The 18,010-nt window shown below is 63.8% G+C and carries 11 protein-coding genes; 6 read left to right on the top strand and 5 right to left on the bottom strand.

Going from position 1 to position 18,010, the window contains the following annotated elements:
* Positions 1–103 precede the first annotated feature (103 nt).
* Both DVB37_RS06480 and DVB37_RS06475 read right to left on the bottom strand, forming a co-directional pair.
* Positions 104–2,971: a 2-oxoglutarate dehydrogenase E1 component gene (locus tag DVB37_RS06480; RefSeq protein WP_046802673.1), complete on the bottom strand. Its 2,868-nt coding sequence runs from the start codon at positions 2,969–2,971 to the stop codon at positions 104–106.
* Between the two features lie 330 nt (positions 2,972–3,301).
* Positions 3,302–3,772: an Lrp/AsnC family transcriptional regulator gene (locus tag DVB37_RS06475; RefSeq protein WP_046802672.1), complete on the bottom strand. Its 471-nt coding sequence runs from the start codon at positions 3,770–3,772 to the stop codon at positions 3,302–3,304.
* A 192-nt stretch (positions 3,773–3,964) separates the two neighbouring features.
* Here DVB37_RS06475 and DVB37_RS06470 point away from each other — a divergent pair, with 192 nt between their 5' ends.
* Entirely contained in the window at positions 3,965–4,981 is a 1,017-nt protein-coding gene (locus tag DVB37_RS06470; protein WP_046802671.1) for a 1-aminocyclopropane-1-carboxylate deaminase, read from the top strand.
* Positions 4,982–5,057: 76 nt separating this feature from the next.
* Here DVB37_RS06470 and DVB37_RS06465 read toward each other — a convergent pair whose 3' ends face one another.
* Together DVB37_RS06465 and uraH are read right to left on the bottom strand one after the other, a co-directional pair.
* Complete coding sequence (locus DVB37_RS06465; protein WP_120154354.1) at positions 5,058–6,263, bottom strand: urate hydroxylase PuuD; 1,206 nt, start codon at positions 6,261–6,263, stop codon at positions 5,058–5,060.
* A gap of 213 nt (positions 6,264–6,476) precedes the next feature.
* Positions 6,477–6,827, bottom strand: coding sequence for a hydroxyisourate hydrolase (gene uraH, locus DVB37_RS06460; RefSeq protein WP_120154352.1), 351 nt, complete (start codon positions 6,825–6,827; stop codon positions 6,477–6,479).
* A 197-nt stretch (positions 6,828–7,024) separates the two neighbouring features.
* On the opposite strand from uraH, the gene puuE reads away from it, so the two are divergent.
* The 4 genes from puuE (at position 7,025) to DVB37_RS06440 (ending at position 12,708) form a co-directional block, all read left to right on the top strand.
* A complete protein-coding gene (puuE, locus tag DVB37_RS06455) occupies positions 7,025–7,969 on the top strand; it encodes an allantoinase PuuE (protein ID WP_046802668.1) in 945 nt (314 codons plus the stop codon).
* A gap of 11 nt (positions 7,970–7,980) precedes the next feature.
* Complete coding sequence (gene uraD / locus DVB37_RS06450) at positions 7,981–9,759, top strand: 2-oxo-4-hydroxy-4-carboxy-5-ureidoimidazoline decarboxylase (RefSeq protein WP_046802868.1); 1,779 nt, start codon at positions 7,981–7,983, stop codon at positions 9,757–9,759.
* Positions 9,760–9,763: 4 nt separating this feature from the next.
* On the top strand, positions 9,764–10,993 hold the full coding sequence (locus tag DVB37_RS06445) for a M20/M25/M40 family metallo-hydrolase (RefSeq protein ID WP_120154349.1): 1,230 nt from the start codon (positions 9,764–9,766) through the stop codon (positions 10,991–10,993).
* A 209-nt stretch (positions 10,994–11,202) separates the two neighbouring features.
* Positions 11,203–12,708, top strand: coding sequence for a nucleobase:cation symporter-2 family protein (locus tag DVB37_RS06440; protein ID WP_120154347.1), 1,506 nt, complete (start codon positions 11,203–11,205; stop codon positions 12,706–12,708).
* A 61-nt stretch (positions 12,709–12,769) separates the two neighbouring features.
* Here DVB37_RS06440 and DVB37_RS06435 read toward each other — a convergent pair whose 3' ends face one another.
* On the bottom strand, positions 12,770–14,845 hold the full coding sequence (locus tag DVB37_RS06435) for an OPT family oligopeptide transporter (protein ID WP_120154345.1): 2,076 nt from the start codon (positions 14,843–14,845) through the stop codon (positions 12,770–12,772).
* A gap of 219 nt (positions 14,846–15,064) precedes the next feature.
* On the opposite strand from DVB37_RS06435, the gene mdeB reads away from it, so the two are divergent.
* Positions 15,065–17,752 (top strand): alpha-ketoglutarate dehydrogenase, encoded by a 2,688-nt coding sequence (gene mdeB / locus DVB37_RS06430; protein ID WP_120154343.1) that lies wholly within the window; start codon positions 15,065–15,067, stop codon positions 17,750–17,752.
* Positions 17,753–18,010: the final 258 nt, after the last annotated feature.

The raw sequence follows: 18,010 nt of genomic DNA, 5'->3' as shown, positions 1-18,010 counted from the left end.
TTTGTTTGTTCCGTAAAGTGTGTGTTCTGGTCACGCGGCGCGGCAAGGTTCGAAAGCAGGTTCCAAAACGCTTGCCGCGCGCAGCGCGTGCATCAAGTCAGGGTTACTTCGTCAACATGACCTTGAACTTGGGCGCGAAAGCCGTCTCGATCAGGGCCTTCTGCTGCTCCTGGTGCTTGGCCAGGTAGCCCACGGCCGGCGATGCCGACGCGGCGCGGCCGGCGTAGCCCAGCTTCTGGCCTTCCACCATGTTCTCGTACACGTGATGCTGAACGTAGAACCAGGCGCCTTGGTTCTGCGGTTCGTCCTGAACCCAGATCACTTCGGTGGCCTTCGGGTACTTGCGCAGTTCCGTTTCGAACGACTTGTGCGCAAACGGGTACAGCTGCTCGACGCGGACGATGGCGACGTTGTCGGCGCCACGCTCGCGGCGGGCGTTGACCAGGTCGTAGTACACCTTGCCCGAGCAAGCCAGAACGCGCTTGACCTTGCTGGCGTCGATGGTGTCGTCGACTTCGCCGATCACCGGCTGGAAGCTGCCGCCCGCCAGATCGGTCAGGGGCGAACCCGCGTCCTTGTTACGCAGCAGCGACTTCGGCGTGAACAGCACCAGCGGCTTGCGGAACGGGCGGATCATCTGGCGACGCAGAACGTGGAAGATCTGCGAGGCAGAGGTCGGCTGGACCACTTGCATGTTGTTGTCGGCGCACAGTTGCAGGAAGCGCTCGATGCGGCCCGACGAGTGCTCGGGGCCTTGGCCTTCGTAGCCGTGCGGCAGCATCAGGGTCAGGCCCGACTGGCGGCCCCACTTGGCTTCGCCGGAGCTGATGAACTGGTCGATCACGACCTGGGCGCCGTTGACGAAGTCGCCAAACTGGCCTTCCCAGATGGTCAGCGTGTTCGGTTCAGCGCTGGAGTAACCGTATTCGAAGCCCAGCACCGCCTCTTCGGACAGCACGGAGTCGATGACGGTGAACGGAGCCTGGCCTTCCGAGACATTCTGCAGCGGAATGTAGGTGCCGTCGTTCCAGCGTTCGCGGTTCTGGTCGTGCAGCACGGCGTGGCGGTGCGTGAACGTGCCACGGCCCGAGTCCTGGCCCGTGATGCGGATGGCGTAGCCCGAGGAAACCAGGGTTGCGAAGGCGAGGTGTTCGCCCATGCCCCAGTCCAGGTTCATTTCGCCCTTGGCCATCGTGCGGCGGTCGTTCAGCAGCTTGGCAACCAGCGGGTGCACCGTGAAGCCTTCCGGAACCGTCGTGATGCGTTCGCCGATGCGCTTGAGTTCAGCCAGCGGCACGGCCGTGTCGGCCTGGTCCGTCCACTTGGCGCCCAGGAACGGGGACCAGTCGATGGCGTACTTGCTCTTGTAGTCGGTCAGCACGGGTTCAATCGTGCGCTGGCCGTCTTCCATCAGCTGACGGTAGTCCTTGACCAGTTGATCGGCTTCGCCTTCGGCCAGCACGCCTTGCGTGGTCAGCTTGTCGGCGTACAGCTTGCGCGTGCCGGGGTGATGGCCGATGCGCTTGTACATCAGCGGCTGCGTGAGCGACGGGGTGTCTTGTTCGTTGTGACCCAGCTTGCGGAAGCAAACGATGTCCACGACGATGTCGTGACGGAATTGCAGGCGGTAGTCCAGGGCCAGCTTGGTGACGAACACCACGGCTTCGGGGTCGTCGCCGTTGACGTGGAACACCGGGGCTTCGATCATCTTGACCACGTCGGTGCAATACAGCGTCGAACGCGAGTCACGCGGGTCGGACGTAGTGAAACCGATCTGGTTGTTGATGACGATGTGCAGCGTGCCGCCCGTACCGTAGCCGCGCGTCTGGGCCAGGTTCAGCGTTTCCATGACCACGCCTTGGCCGGCAAAAGCCGCGTCGCCGTGCACCAGCACCGGCAGAACGGTCTTGCCTTCGGTGTCACCGCGGCGTTCCTGGCGAGCGCGTGCGCTGCCTTCAACGACGGGGTTCACGATTTCAAGGTGAGACGGGTTGAAGGCCAACGACAGGTGGACCGGACCGCCACGGGTGGACAGGTCGGACGAGAAGCCGTTGTGGTACTTCACGTCGCCGTCGGTCAGGCCTTCGGCGTGCTTGCCTTCAAACTCGGCGAACAGGTCGCCAGGCATCTTGCCCATGATGTTCACGAGCAGGTTCAGGCGGCCGCGGTGGGCCATGCCGACCACGATTTCCTGGACGCCGTTTTCGCCGGCGTGGTTCACCACTTCGTCCATCGAGGCGATGAAGCTTTCGCCGCCTTCCAGCGAGAAGCGCTTCTGGCCGACGTACTTGGTGTGCAGGAAGCGCTCAAGCCCTTCGGACTCGGTCAGCTGCTGCAGGATGTGGCGCTTTTCTTCGACCGAGTAGGCGGGCGCACCCAGCGTGGTTTCCAGGCGTTCCTGGATCCAGCGCTTGGCGGCGGGGTCGGAGATGTGCGTGAATTCAGCACCGATGCTGCGGCAATACGTGTCGCGCAGCGCCTTCAGGATGTCGCGCAGCGTCATGGTGCTGGCGGTCGTGAAGTAGGTGTTGGTGGCCGAGTAGGTCTGGTCCAGGTCGGATTCGGTCAGGCCGTAGAAGGCGGGATCGAGTTCCGGGATCTGCGGACGTTCCTGGCGCTTGAGGGGGTCCAGATCGGCCCAGCGCGAACCCAGCGAGCGGTAGGCGGCAATCAGCGATTGCACCGACACTTGCTTGCTGGCGACGCTCAGGTCGGGTTCGGCGGAGCGTTGCACGAAGGCATTGGCCTTGGCGCGCTGGGCGAACGATTCGACGATGGGAGCGTGGGCCTGGTCGCGAGTGGATTCCTGGCCGTCGGTTGCGGGAGCGTGCTGCAACTGGTCGAAATATTCGCGCCAGTTATCAGGAACCGAACCGGGATTGTCGAGGTAGGCTTCGTAAAGCTCCTCAACATATGGCGCGTTACCGCCAAAGAGATAAGACGTGGATAGAGATTCTATTTCCGAAGACATATCGCTTCACCTTTACGAGTGCTTCACTCGACACGATGCAGGAAAAACCTTCCGCGACACGGGCTTCCCGTTTAGCGGATCGCAGGGGGCAGAAGGCGCGTACAAGCCTTGAAAGCCGTATGCCGAGCAGTATAACCCTTTGAGTTTACGGGCGTCTTGAGACATTTTTGTGGCGCAAAAGCCCTTTCGGAATGCCTGCATGCGGCCGTGGAATGTCCGGCCAACCCCTGACATTGCGACGTCTACGCGCCATCAATTTCCGCCATTCCAAAATGCCGCAGTGCGTCATTGCCGAGCACGTCGATGCGCGAGTGTTGTGCATTAGCTGCGTCACACCGGCAAGACAGTCGTCGACAAGATCTCTTTCAACACAAAAAAGGTGCGAATCTGGCGTACGCCAGGCAGCTTGATGATCTCGCCCGCATGCAGCTTGTTGAAGCGCTCCAGGTCGCGTATGCGCAGCATCAGGAAGTAGTCGAATTCGCCCGCCACCAGGTGGCATTCCAGGCAGCCGCTGATGCCGCGCGCCGCTTCCTCGAAGTCGGTGAAGGAGTCGGGCGTGGAACGGTCCAGCACCACGCCCACGATGACCAGCGTGGCCATGTCGACGTCGGCCGGCTCCAGTAGCGCCACCGTCTTTTTGATGATCCCTTCGGCCTTCAGCTTTTCCACCCGGCGCAAGCAGGCGGCCGGGCTCAGGTGCACGCGCGCACTCAAATCCAGATTGGTGATCTGTGCATCGTCTTGCAAGAGACGAAGGATGTGGCGATCAATACGGTCCAATCCGGCAAGCGCGCTCATTGCATGCGTCCCTAAAAATATTATCTCGTTATTGTTTTTCTTCCGAAAATATTAAATCTAAATTATCTTTCTCTGCTATTTTTAATATCGCGTTCATCCATAAATACGCAATTGACCGCTACCGCCCGCGATTCCTATGATTTTTCCACCCGAGCCTCACTTGCCGGCCGGAATCCCATCACAGGAGCCCGCATGGATCTGCAACGCTTTCCCCGACATCGCCTGACCTTCGGCGACACCCCCATCGAAAAGCTGGACCGCCTGTCCGCGCATCTGGGCGGCAAGGTCGACATCTATGCCAAGCGCGAGGACTGCAACAGCGGTCTGGCGTTCGGCGGCAACAAGCTGCGCAAGCTGGAATACCTGATTCCGCAAGCGCTGGAACAAGGTTGCGACACTCTGGTCACCATCGGCGGCATTCAATCCAACCACACCCGCATGGTGGCCGCGGTGGCCGCCAAGCTGGGGCTGGCTTGCGTGCTGGTGCAGGAAAACTGGGTGGACTATTCCGACGCCGTCTACGACCGCGTCGGCAACATCATGATGAGCCGCCTGATGGGCGCCGACGTGCGCCTGGTGGACCAAGGCTTTGACATCGGCTTTCGCCGCAGTTGGGAAGAGGCGCTGGAAGACGTGCGCAAACGCGGCGGCAAGCCCTACGCCATTCCGGCCGGCGCGTCCGACCACGAACTGGGCGGGCTGGGCTATGTGGGCTTTGCCGAAGAGGTGCGGCGCCAGGAAGCCGACCTGGGATTCAAGTTTGACTACATCGTGGTCTGCGCCGTCACCGGCAGCACGCAGGCGGGCATGGTGGTCGGGTTTGCGGCGGACGGCCGGGCCAACCGCGTCATCGGCATCGACGCATCGGCCACACCGGAACAAACCCGCGCGCAGATCCTGCGCATCGCGCGCCGCACGGCGGATATGGTCGGGCTGGAAGCAGGCATCGCCGACAGCGACGTGGTGCTGGATACGCGCTACGCCTATCCCGCGTATGGCTTGCCGTCAGCCGAAACCAACGACGCCATCCGCACCTGCGCGCGGCTGGAGGGCATGATGACCGACCCCGTGTACGAGGGGAAGTCGATGCAGGGCATGATGGATCTGGTTCGCCGAGGCGAGATTCCGGCTGGGTCGAAGGTTCTGTATGCGCACCTGGGAGGGGTGCCGGCGATCAACGCCTACAGCTTTCTGTACCGCAACGGCTGAGGCCGACGGCCCGCCCGCCGGCTTCGGGGCCATGGGCTGGCCGGCCGGCGACTTGCGCTGACCGGCCCCGCTCCGGCTACCGGGTTTTTGCGCCGGCCTGAAACCACGCGCCAATCAACGCGCGTTCGTCGTCGGTCATGCCGGTGGAATTGGCCATCGGCATGATTTTCGACACCACCACTTGCTGGTACACGGCCTGGGCGTGAACCGCGATCTGCTCAACGGAATCCAGGCGCACGTTCTTCATCTGCACCTGTGCGCCGTGGCATAGCAGGCACCGCTGGTCGAATACATGGCGTACTTCCGCAAACGCCACCTCGGCGGGCGCGGCCACCGCCGCCGAGGCCGCCACGGGCGCGGGCCGCATCCACACGATGGTCAAGCCCAGCACCGCCACCCCTAACAATACATACGGCAGCGGGTTGCGCGCGTTGCCCAGCTTGAAGCGATGGCGCACCACGAAGAACTGCCGGATCGCCGCGCCGCCCAGCATGATCAGCAGCAGAACGATCCAGTTGTACTGATGGGTATAGGTGAAGCTGTAGTGGTTGCTCATCATGGTGAACACCACCGGCAGCGTGAAGTAGGTGTTGTGCACGCTGCGCTGTTTGCCGCGCTGACCATGGACGGGGTCGACGGGCTTGCCCGCCCGCATCGCGGCCACGTTCTTGCGCTGCCCAGGGATGATCCAGAAGAACACGTTGCCGCTCATGGTGGTGGCCATCATCGCGCCCACCAGCAAAAACGCCGCGCGGCCCGCGAACCAGTGGCAGGCCAGCCAGGACGCCAGGGCGATGAACACCGCCACCAGCACCCCCACGATCGTGTCACCGTGCTTGCCGCGCCCGAACAGGCGGCAGATGCCGTCGTAGACCATCCAGAACACCACAAAGAACGCCAGCGCGACGGCCACGGCGGTGCCGGGCTGCCAGTCCATTTTTGACCGGTCGATAAGGTAGGTGCTGGCGTTCCACAGGTACGACATGGTGAACAGCGCAAAGCCGGTCAGCCAGGTGCTGTAGCTTTCCAAGAACGACCAATGCAGATGTTCGGGCAGCTTTTTGGGCTGCACCGCGTACTTCTGCATGTTGTAGAAACCGCCGCCGTGCACGGCCCATTGCTCGCCGCCCACGCCCTTGGCGAGCGATTCGGCGTCTTGCGGTTTTTCAAGGCTGTTGTCCAGCATCACGAAATAGAACGACGTGCCGATCCATGCGATGCCGGTAATGATGTGGGCCCAACGCAGCAACAGGTTGACCCAATCCAGGTAGTAACTTTCCATCCACGCCCCCGCAGTGGGCGGGCCTTGATAGGCTCCGCCGCACTGCCTACCACCGCGGGCGCTGTAAGCAGAAGATAGATCGCGCACAAGGCTAAAGGGCCCCGCACCGCTGCGATCAGGATGGACGAAATTGTATGCAGGTTTTGTTCACAAGGCTATGCGCGCGCAACCGCTGTGGCATCAGGAATACCCTGATGTGAGGGGCCTTGCCGCTTACGAGCCCCGATACGTGGAATAGCTCCAGGGGCTGACCAACAGCGGCACGTGATAGTGCTGGTCCGCGTGCGCCACGCCGAAGTCAAGGCTGACCCGATTCAGGAAGTTGGGCTCGGGCAAGGCAACGCCGCGCGCCTGGAAGTAGGCGGCAACGTCGAACACCAGTCTGTAGGTACCCACTTTCAAGTCCGCGTCGGCAAACAAGGGCTTGGCGCTGCGGCCGTCCTGGTTCAGCGTGAATTGCTGGATCAAGGTGGCGGATTCGCCGCGTGTGGCGTATAGCGCCACGGACATGCCCTGGGCCGGGCAACCGTGCATGGTGTCGAGTACGTGCGTGGTCAGTCCCATGTTGTCTCCTGTGTGCCCCCGAAGGCTGCGGGGCGGTCTCATGGTTATCCTTAATGATGTACATAAATTGTATACAGCTAATTGCTTTCCAGCTATTGTTTAGCCCATCATGAAACCGTCCGTTCATCCGCGCTTGGCCCACTGAGTTCTTTCCTTACCGCTGCGCGCGCCCCCCAGGCTCCATGCCCGCTCTATTCATGAACACCTACGACTCCACGCTTCCCTACCCCCGCGACCTGATCGGCTATGGCCGCAATCCGCCCCACGCGCAATGGCCCGACCGGGCTCGCATTGCCGTGCAATTCGTTTTGAACTACGAAGAAGGCGGCGAAAACAGCGTGCTGCATGGCGATGCGGGTTCTGAACAATTCCTGTCGGAAATGTTCAACCCGGCCAGCTACCCCGACCGCCATCTCAGCATGGAAGGCATCTACGAATACGGGTCGCGCACCGGCGTCTGGCGCATCCTGCGCGAATTTGAAAAGCGGCAGTTGCCCTTGACCGTGTTTGGTGTCGGCATGGCGCTACAGCGCCACCCCGAACTGACGGCGGCGTTCACGGAACTGGGCCACGAAATTGCCTGCCATGGCTGGCGCTGGGTGCATTACCAGAACGTGGACGAAGCCACCGAACGCGAACATATGCGCCTGGGCATGGAAGCTATCACCCAGCTGACAGGCAGCCGCCCGCTGGGCTGGTACACCGGGCGCGACAGCCCGCGCACGCGCCGACTGGTGGCCGACTACGGCGGCTTCGAATACGACAGCGATTACTACGGCGACGACCTGCCCTTCTGGATGCAGGTGAAAAAGAGCGACGGCGCCGTCGTCCCGCAACTGATCGTGCCCTATACGCTGGACTGCAACGACATGCGCTTCGCGCTGCCGCAAGGCTATTCGCACGCCGACCCCTTCTTTCAGTACCTGAAGGACAGCTTCGACGTGCTTTACGCCGAAGGCGACGAAGCGCCCAAGATGCTCAGTATCGGCATGCATTGCCGGCTGCTGGGCCGCCCGGGGCGCATCACGGCGCTACAGCGCTTTCTGGACCACATTGCCCGCCACGACCGCGTCTGGGTATGCCGCCGCCTGGACATCGCCCGGCACTGGAAGGCCACCCACCCCTATCTTCCCAACCGTTGAGCGCACCGACCATGCCCCACACGCTGGAACAACTCAATGCCGCCACGCCCGACGCGGCGCTGGCCATGCTGGACGGCCTGTACGAACATTCGCCGTGGATTGCCCGCCAGGCGCTCGCCGCCCGGCCTTTTCGGTCGCTGGCGCATTTACAGGATCAGCTGCGCCACGTGCTGGATCAAGCTGATATCGACGCACAACTGGCGCTGATCCGCGCGCACCCGGAACTGGCGGGGCGCGCCATGCAGCAAAACAGCCTGACCGCCGAATCCACCCAGGAACAGGATCAGGCGGGACTTACGCATTGCTCGCCCGACGAACTGGCGCGGCTGCAACAGCTGAACAACGACTACAACGCGCGCTTCGGTTTTCCGTTCATTCTGGCCGTGCGCGGCGCGCGCGGCACGGGCCTGTCGCGCCAGCAGATCATCGATGAATTTGCGCGGCGGCTGGATAACCCGCCCGACGTCGAAATCCGAGAAGCGCTGCGCAATATCCATCGCATCGTCGAAATTCGCCTGACCGACAAGTTCGGACGCGACCTGACCTTGGGCAACGACATCTGGGACTGGCAGGAACGGCTCAGTATCCACAGCGATCCCGGTTACGCCGAAAAAGGCCAGCTGACCGTCACGTACCTGACCGAAGCGCACCGCGCCTGCGCGCAGCGCATCTCGCACTGGATGCGAGATTGCGGCTTTGACGAAGTTGAAATCGACGCCGTCGGCAACGTGGTGGGCCGCTATCGTGCCCAGCAGCCCGACGCCCCCACATTGATGACGGGCAGCCACTACGACACCGTGCGCAATGGCGGCAAATACGACGGCCGCCTGGGAATTTTCGTGCCCATGGCCTGCGTGCGTGAACTGCATCGACAAGGTCGCCGCCTGCCCTATCACCTGGAAGTCATCGGCTTTGCCGAAGAAGAAGGCCAGCGCTACCGCGCCACCTTCCTGGGCTCCGGCGCCTTGATTGGCGACTTCAAGCCAGAATGGCTGGACCAGAAGGACGCGCAAGGCGTCACCATGCGCGACGCCATGCTGCACGCCGGCCTGTGCATCGACGACATTCCGAAGCTGCGCCGCGACCCGGCGCGCTATCTAGGGTTTGTCGAAGTCCATATCGAGCAAGGCCCGGTGCTGTATGAAATGGGACTGCCGCTGGGCATCGTCACATCGATCAACGGCAGCGTGCGTTATCAGGCACAGATCTTCGGCATGGCCTGCCATGCCGGAACCACGCCGATGAACCGCCGCCGCGATGCCGCCACCGCCACCGCCGAACTGGCCTTGTATGTCGAACAACGCGCCGCGCGCGATGGCGATTCGGTAGGCACCATCGGCATGCTGGAAGTGCCCAGCGGATCCATCAACGTCGTGCCGGGCGAATGCCGCTTCAGCCTGGACCTGCGCGCGCCCAGCGATGCGCAACGCGACGCGCTGGTCAATGACGTGCTGGCCGAACTTGACGCCATCTGCACGCGCCGGGGCCTGCGCTATGCGCTTGAAGAAACCATGCGCGCCGCCGCCGCGCCCAGCGACCCTGCCTGGCAACAGCGTTGGGAACGCGCCGTCGACGCGCTGGGCGTACCGCTGCACCGCATGCCCAGCGGTGCCGGGCACGACGCCATGAAGCTGCACGAAGTCATGCCGCAAGCCATGCTGTTCGTGCGCGGCCAGAACCACGGCATCAGCCACAACCCCCGCGAATCCACCACCCGCGACGACATCCAGCTGGCCGCGCATGCCATGCAGCACCTGCTGGACGACCTTGCCAATGACATCAAACGCTAACGCCATGACCGATTACGCCCGACTAGACGCCTGGATCGACGCCCACTTCGACGAGCAGGTGAGCTTCCTGCAATCGCTGGTGCGCGTGCCCACCGACACGCCGCCCGGCAATAACGCGCCGCACGCCGTGCGCACCGCCGAACTGCTCAAGGAAATGGGCCTTGAGGCCGAAGCGCACCCCGTGCCCGCGCAAGCGGTGCAGGACTACGGCATGCAATCCATCACCAACCTGATCGTGCGGCGCGAATACGGCCCTGGCCGGCGCATCGCGCTGAACGCGCACGGCGACGTCGTGCCCCCGGGCGACGGCTGGCAACACGACCCTTACGGTGCCGAAATCGAAAACGGCAGCCTGTACGGGCGCGCCGCCGCGGTCAGCAAAAGCGACTTCGCCAGCTTTACCTACGCGGTGCGCGCCCTGGAAGCGGTGGCCAAGCCCAGCCACGGCGCGGTCGAACTGCACTTCACCTATGACGAAGAATTCGGCGGCTTGCTGGGCCCCGGCTGGCTGCTGTCGCAAGGCCTGACCAAGCCCGACCTGATGATTGCCGCGGGCTTCAGCTACGAGGTTGTCACCGCGCACAACGGCTGCCTGCAAATGGAAGTGACGGTACACGGAAAAATGGCGCACGCCGCCATTCCGTCCACGGGCGTGGACGCGCTGCAAGGCGCGGTCAAAATCCTGAACGCGCTGTATGCGCAGAACACGCTGTACCAGAACGTCACGTCCGAGGTGCCCGGCATCAGCCACCCGTACCTGAATGTCGGACGCATTGAAGGCGGCACCAACACCAACGTGGTGCCCGGCAAGGTCAGCTTCAAGCTGGACCGCCGCATGATTCCCGAAGAAAACGCCGTTGAAGTGGAAGCAGACATCCGCCGGATCATCCAGGAAGCCGCTGCCGCCACCCCCGGCATCACCATCGACATCAAGCGCCTGCTGCTGGCCAATTCGATGCGTCCGCTGCCGGGCAACCAGCCGCTGGTCGACGCCATCCAGAAACACGGCGAAGTGCTGTTCGGCGAACCGATCCCGGCCATGGGAACGCCGCTGTACACCGACGTGCGCCTGTACGGCGAAGCCGGCATTCCCGGAGTCATCTACGGCGCCGGGCCGCGCACCGTGCTGGAATCCCATGCCAAACGCAACGACGAACGCGTCGTGTTGGAAGACCTGCGCCGCGCCACCAAGGTGATTGCGCGCACGTTGGCCGACCTGCTGGCACCGGCCTGATCGCGCCGGATCGGGGCGGGGGCCGCCGGGCTCCTGTCCCATCGCGCGGCCCAGCTGCGACAATTCCTACATAACGTAACTAAACATGTTTATATGATGCGGGTTTTCCTCCATTTCGAGGACCGCGCATACCTGTATACATTCCTCGTACACAAGAACGTTTTTCAGGATTTTCCGACCGACATCCCACTCCGCCAGGAGACACTCCCATGCAGGCTGCATCGCCCGCGCCGTCCGGCGCGTCTCAAGACCTCCATCCCGTCGACCAACGCCTGCCTACCGGCAAACTCGCGGCGTTGGGCCTGCAACATGTGTTGGTGATGTATGCCGGCGCGGTGGCCGTACCCTTGATCGTCGGCCGCGCCTTGAACCTGACGCCAGACGAAGTCGCCATGCTGATCTCGGCCGACCTGTTCTGTTGCGGGCTGGTCACGCTGATCCAGACCCTGGGCGCCACGCAGTGGTTCGGCATCAAGCTGCCCGTCATGATGGGTGTCACGTTCGCGGCCGTGGCGCCGATGGTAGCGATGGCCAACGCCAACCCGGGTCCGGGCGGCGCGCAGCTACTGTTCGGCACCATCATCGGGGCCGGCATCATTTCGATTTTGATCGCCCCGGTCATCAGCCGCATGCTGCGGTTCTTCCCGCCCGTGGTCACGGGCACCATCATCACGGTCATCGGCATTACGTTAATGCGCGTCGGCATCAACTGGGTGTTCGGCAACCCGTCCGGCCCCACCGCCCCCGTCATCGTCGACCCCATCTATGCCAAATGGCTGGCCGACGTCACCTCACCGGGCAGCGCCATCCCGCCCGTGCCGCAGGGCTTCGCCATCATGCCGTCGATGCCGAACCCGCGTTATGCCGACCTGACCGGCTTTGGCATTGCCGTGCTGGTGCTGGCGTCGATCCTGCTGATCGTGAAATTCACCAAGGGCTTCATCGCCAACATTTCGGTGTTGCTGGGCATCGTCATCGGCGCCATCGTGGCATCGGCCACCGGCATCATGACGTTCGAAAAAATCGGCCAGGCGGATTGGTTCGACATCGTGCTGCCCTTCCATTTCGGCATGCCCCGTTTCGACCCCATGTTGATCCTGAGCATGGCGTTGATCATGGTCGTCGTGATGATCGAATCGGCGGGCATGTTCCTGGCGCTGGGGGAAATGACCGAACGCGAAATCAGTCAGCAGAACATGGCGCGCGGTCTGCGCACGGACGGGCTGGGCACCTTGATCGGCGGCATCTTCAACACGTTTCCGTACACCAGCTTTTCGCAGAACGTGGGCTTGGTTGCGGTAACCGGCGTGAAGAGCCGCTTCGTGTGCGTCGCGGGGGGCATCATCCTGCTGGTGCTGGGCTTGTTGCCCAAGATGGCCGCGCTGGTGGAATCGTTGCCCACCGTGGTGCTCGGCGGCGCGGGCATCGTCATGTTCGGCATGGTGACGGCGACCGGCATCCGCATTCTGTCTGGCGTGGACTTCAAGCGCAACCGCCACAACTCCATGATCGTGGCCGTGTCGATCGGCATCGGGATGGTGCCGCTGATCGCGCCCAACTTCAAACAATGGATGCCGCATTCGCTGCACACCCTGATCGAATCGGGCATCTTGCTGGCCTCGCTGTCGGCCGTGTTGCTGAACCTGTTCCTGAACGGCGCGACGCACGACCGCCGCGCCATCATCGCGGCGGCCTTGCAGGCCGAGGAACATTGATTTCATGGCGGGCAGCGGCGGGCGCGTCGCGACGCGCCCGTCTCAATGCCCATGGCCCGGCTCAGGCCAGCCGCATCACGCGCCGCCAGAACAGCACCGCCACCCATACAAACACGGCCAAGCCCAGGTACGACGCCGTCACCGCGAAGCCCTCGCCCGCGATGGCCAGCGGCGCATCCGTACCCGCCGCGCCGATGATGCCGGCCATCAACACCCCCACCAGGCTTTCGCCCACGATCAAGCCCGACGCAATCAGCACGCCACGCCGGTTCGCGGCGTCGGCGAATTGCTCGTATGGCTTGCCCGCCGCGGCGGCGCGACGACGCAGCGCGCGTTCCAGCAACCACGCCAGCACCGCGCCGGCCACGATCGGCGCCGCCACCGTGGGCGGCAGATAGATCCCGATGCCCACGGCCAACACCGGAATGCGCGCCACGCGGCAGGTGCGCTTCAGGATTTCGTCCACCACGATCAGCGCCACGCCCACCGCCATGCCGATCAGGATCATCGTCCAGTTCAGTTGGTGCGTGAAGATGCCGCGCGTAATCGCCAGCATCAGCGTGGCCTGCGGCGCCGACAAGGCTTGCGCCGGGTCCATGCCCGCGCGTGGCATCGCATCGGCAAAACCATAGGCGTTGTAAAGCAGTTCCAGCACGGGTGAAATCACCGCCGCGCCCACCACGCAGCCAATCAGCAAGGCTACCTGTTGGCGCCATGGCGTGGCGCCAACCAGCCAGCCGGTCTTCAGATCTTGCAGGTTGTCGTTGGAAATGGACGCCACCGCCACCACCGCCGACGTACTGAAAATGGACAACGCAATCGCCATCTGCACGCCGTTTTGCGCCTGTAGCAGTTCGCCGCCCAACGTCAGCATCAACAAAGACACCAACACGATGGCCACGATGCCCACGCCGGAAATCGGGCTGGTCGACGAACCCACCAAACCCGCCATGTAGCCGCAAGCGGCCGCCACCAGAAACCCAAACACAAAGGCGAACAGCACCGCGTACGCCACCAGCTTCCAGACGGCGGCGGCCGACACGGGCGCGCCCGACAGGAACACCTGGAAGGTCACCACCAACACCGCCACCAGCACCAGCGTCACTATTGAAATCCAGCCGGCCGACAAGTCGCGTTCGGTACGAGGCGCTTTGCCGGCACGGGCCGCGCCCGCGCTGGTCAGCGCCGAGAACGAGGCCTTGACGCCACGCGCCATCGGCATGAACAGGGTTGCCAGCGTCCAGATGGCGCCCACGCCGATCACGCCCGCGCCAATGAAGCGCACTTGCGACGCCCACAGGCCGGTGGCGTATTGCGCCAGCGATTGGCCGGCCGGCATGTCGCCCATCGCGGTCAACACCGGCACGGCGATGCCCCACGAAATGATCAGCCCCGTCAACATGGCCAGGCCCGCCACGATGCCGATCAGGTAACCCGCGCCCAGCAAGGCCAACGAAAAGCCCATGGGCAACCGGAACACCGCGCCGCCCAGCGCGAACCACCCGCTGACGCTATCGCCCAGCACCCGCAAGCCGCTGGCCGCAAAGCTGACCGCCGCCGCCACCACGCCCCCGGCGACGATGTCACCCATGCCGGTCGCCACCGGCTTGGTAGCGGTATTGGTCACCGGCTGCCCCGACGTTGCCTGGGCATCGTCTGCCGCATCTTGTGCGCGTTCGGCACTGCCCACGCGCAGGATTTCGGCCGCCGCCACGCCTTCCGGATACGGCAGATTGCTTTGCACCACCATGACGTGGCGCAGCGGAATCGTGAACATCACGCCCAACATGCCGCCCGCCGCGCAGATGCCCAGCGTCTGCCAGAAAGGAAAGCCTTGCCAGTGGCCCATCATGACCAGCGCGGGCAGGATGAAAATGATGGAAGACAAGGTGCCGGCCGCGGAAGCCTGCGTCTGCACCATGTTGTTTTCCAGGATGTTCGCGTCCTTGAACAGGCGCAACACCGACATCGAAATCACGGCTGCCGGAATCGCGGACGAAAACGTCAGGCCCACCTTCAGCCCCAGGAAGACGTTCGACGCCGTGAAGATCACGGTGATCAGGGCGCCCAGCAAAATGCCCCGGAACGTAAGCTCGGGAAGCGTGACATTTGCCGGGACGCTGACGGGTTGGGTCATTGAAGTCTCCCGTTATGAATGCGAATAAAGCGCGCATTCTAGCGCTTTGGCGTCCACCCAGTGGTCACCACGAGTAAGCGCATGCACACCGCAGAAGCTGCCGGCATTGGAAATGTCCGCAAAATATTATGCTGAAATTCAAGGCGTCTTCCCCGCAATTTGATGACTCATGCCATCCACACAGGTCTAGGATGGAGCGATAACAGGAGACAACACCCCATGCGTGACGCAAGCCACCCCGCCCCGGGGCATGACCACCCCACCGATGCCGACCCGGCCGAAACCGCCGAATGGCGCGACGCCCTGCAATCACTGGTCGACGCGGGCGGAGCAAGCCGCGCGGGCTACGTGCTGGACAGCCTGCTGGGGCATGCCGCGTCCCTGGGACTGCGCGCCAACAGCCAGACGCGCACCGCCTACCTGAACACGATACCGGCCGACCAGGAACCGCCTTTTCCCGGCAACCTGGCCGTTGAAGAACGCATCGCCCGCATCAACCGCTGGAACGCGCTGGCCATGGTCGTGCGTGCCAACCAGGCGCACGGGGAACTTGGCGGCCACATTGCCAGCTATGCATCGGCCGCCGACTTGTTCGAAGTCGGCTTCAACCACTTCTTCCGCGCGCAAACCGCCGACGGCCCGGGTGACCTGGTCTACATGCAGCCGCACTCCGCGCCCGGCGTGTACGCCCGCGCCTTCCTTGAAGGCTTTCTGGGCGAAGACGATCTGGCGCATTTTCGACAGGAAATCACCGCCACCGCGCGCGGCCTGCGCGGGTTGTCGTCCTACCCGCACCCCTGGCTGATGCCGGACTTCTGGCAGTTCCCGACAGGGTCCATGGGCATCGGACCCATCAACGCCATTTACCAGGCGCGCTTCATGCGCTACCTGGAACACCGCTCGCTGGTGCCCGCCGGCGACCGCAAGGTCTGGGGCATTTTCGGCGACGGCGAAATGGACGAACCCGAATCCATCGCCGCGCTGACGCTCGCCGCGCGCGAAAAGCTGGACAACCTGGTGTTCGTCGTCAACTGCAACCTGCAACGGCTGGACGGCCCGGTGCGCGGCAACGGCCGCATCATCGACGAGCTTGAAACCCTGTACGCCGGCGCCGGCTGGAACGTCATCAAGCTGGTGTGGGGCAGCGACTGGGACGCCCTGCTTCGCCGCGACACGAACGGCGCGCTGGCCCGAGCCTTCGCCAACACGGTGGACGGGCAATTCCAGACCTTTGCCGCCAATGACGGCGCCTTCAACCGCGCCCACTTCTTCAACCAGAACCCGGAACTGGCGGCGCTGGTGGCCGACTGGACCGACGAAGCCATCGACCGCCTGCATCGCGGTGGCCATGACATGGTGAAGATCCATGCGGCTTATCACCGCGCCGCGCAGCATCGCGGACAACCTACCGTGATTCTGGCGCAGACGAAAAAAGGCTTCGGCATGGGCGCCGCGGGCCAGGGCAAGATGACGACGCATCAGCAGAAAAAGCTGGACGATGAAGCGCTGCTGGCGTTTCGCGACCGCTTTGCCTTGCCCATTTCAGATGCCGACTGCCTGGCCCTGAAGTTCTACCGCCCGGCCGAAGACAGCGCCGAACTGCGCCACCTGCAAGCCCGCCGCGCGGCGCTGGGCGGCCACATCCCCCGCCGTCGCACCGAATCTCCACGCCTGGCGCCGCCCGCCGTCGAACAGTGGGCGCGCTTCGCGCTGGCCGCCGACGGCAAGGAAATGTCGTCCACCATGGCCATCGTGCGCATGCTGACCGGGCTGCTGAAAGACGCCACGGTGGGCTCGCGCATCGTACCCATCGTGGCTGACGAGGCCCGCACCTTCGGCATGGCAAACCTGTTCCGGCAGATCGGCATCTATTCAGCGCAAGGCCAGTTGTACGAACCCGAGGACATCGGCTCGGTGCTGTATTACCGCGAAGCGCGCGACGGGCAGATCCTTGAGGAAGGCATTACCGAAGCCGGCGCGATTTCGTCGTGGACGGCGGCGGGCACCAGCTATTCGGTCAACGGCTTGCCGATGTTGCCCTTCTATATCTATTACTCGATGTTCGGCTTCCAGCGCATCGGCGACCTGATCTGGGCCGCCGCTGACCAACGCACGCGCGGCTTTTTGATCGGCGCCACGTCGGGCCGCACCACGTTGGGCGGCGAAGGCTTGCAGCATCAGGACGGCTCCAGCCACATCATGGCCGCCGCCGTGCCGAACTGCCGCGCCTACGATCCCGCGTATGCGTTTGAAGTTGCCGTCATCGTCGAACACGGCATGCGCCGCATGCTGGACGAGCAGCACGACGAATTCTTCTACCTGACCGTCACCAACGAAAACCTGGCGCAGCCCGACATGCCCGCCGACCCCGCCGTGCGCGTCGGCATCCTGCGCGGCATGTACCGGCTGCGGGCCGCGCGCGTACAGGCACAGGTCCGGCTGCTGGGCGCCGGGCCCATGCTGCGCGAAGCCGACATGGCGGCCGACCGGCTGCACGCTGACTACGGCGTGGATGCCGAGGTCTGGAGCGTGACCAGCTTTTCTGAGTTGGCCCGCGATGGCCGCCAAGCCGAGCGCGCCCGCGTCCTGGGCCTGGAAGCCGCCGACGACGCGGATTGGGTTCGCACCTGCCTGGGCGGCAGCGACGCGCCGGTGATTGCCGCCACCGACTATGTGCGCGCCGTGCCTGAACAGATCCGCGCCTGGGTGCCCGCGCCATACCGCACGCTGGGCACCGACGGCTTCGGCCGCAGTGACACCCGCGCGCAACTGCGCGACTTCTTCGAAGTCAGCGCCGACTGGATCGTGCTGTACGCGCTGGACAGCCTGGGCCGGCAGGGAGACGCCGACGCCATGCGTCAGCGCCTGAACGCGGGCACGCGCCAGACGCCGCCCTGGGAGTTGTAGACGAGGCACAAACCGGTACGGGTACGGGCTACGGGCTACGGCGGCCGCGTCGAAGCGCGTGCCCGCTCCTCCGGCAAAGGCATCGCCGGCTTTCAGCGCAGCTTCAAATAAATCCGACGGGTTTTTGACCAAACCCGCCTGATCGCTGCACTGCAACAACCAAGCGCCCGCGCTTTCTGGTGAAATACGGGTGTTCCCTAAGCATTTCGCAAAGAAACCGGCGGGCCGCGAGCCCGCCGTTTGTCATCTTCGCTTTTC

It is taken from the genome of Achromobacter sp. B7 (assembly GCF_003600685.1).
Taxonomy (GTDB): domain Bacteria; phylum Pseudomonadota; class Gammaproteobacteria; order Burkholderiales; family Burkholderiaceae_B; genus Achromobacter; species Achromobacter spanius_B.
This window is presented reverse-complemented; position numbering and strand designations above follow the sequence as displayed.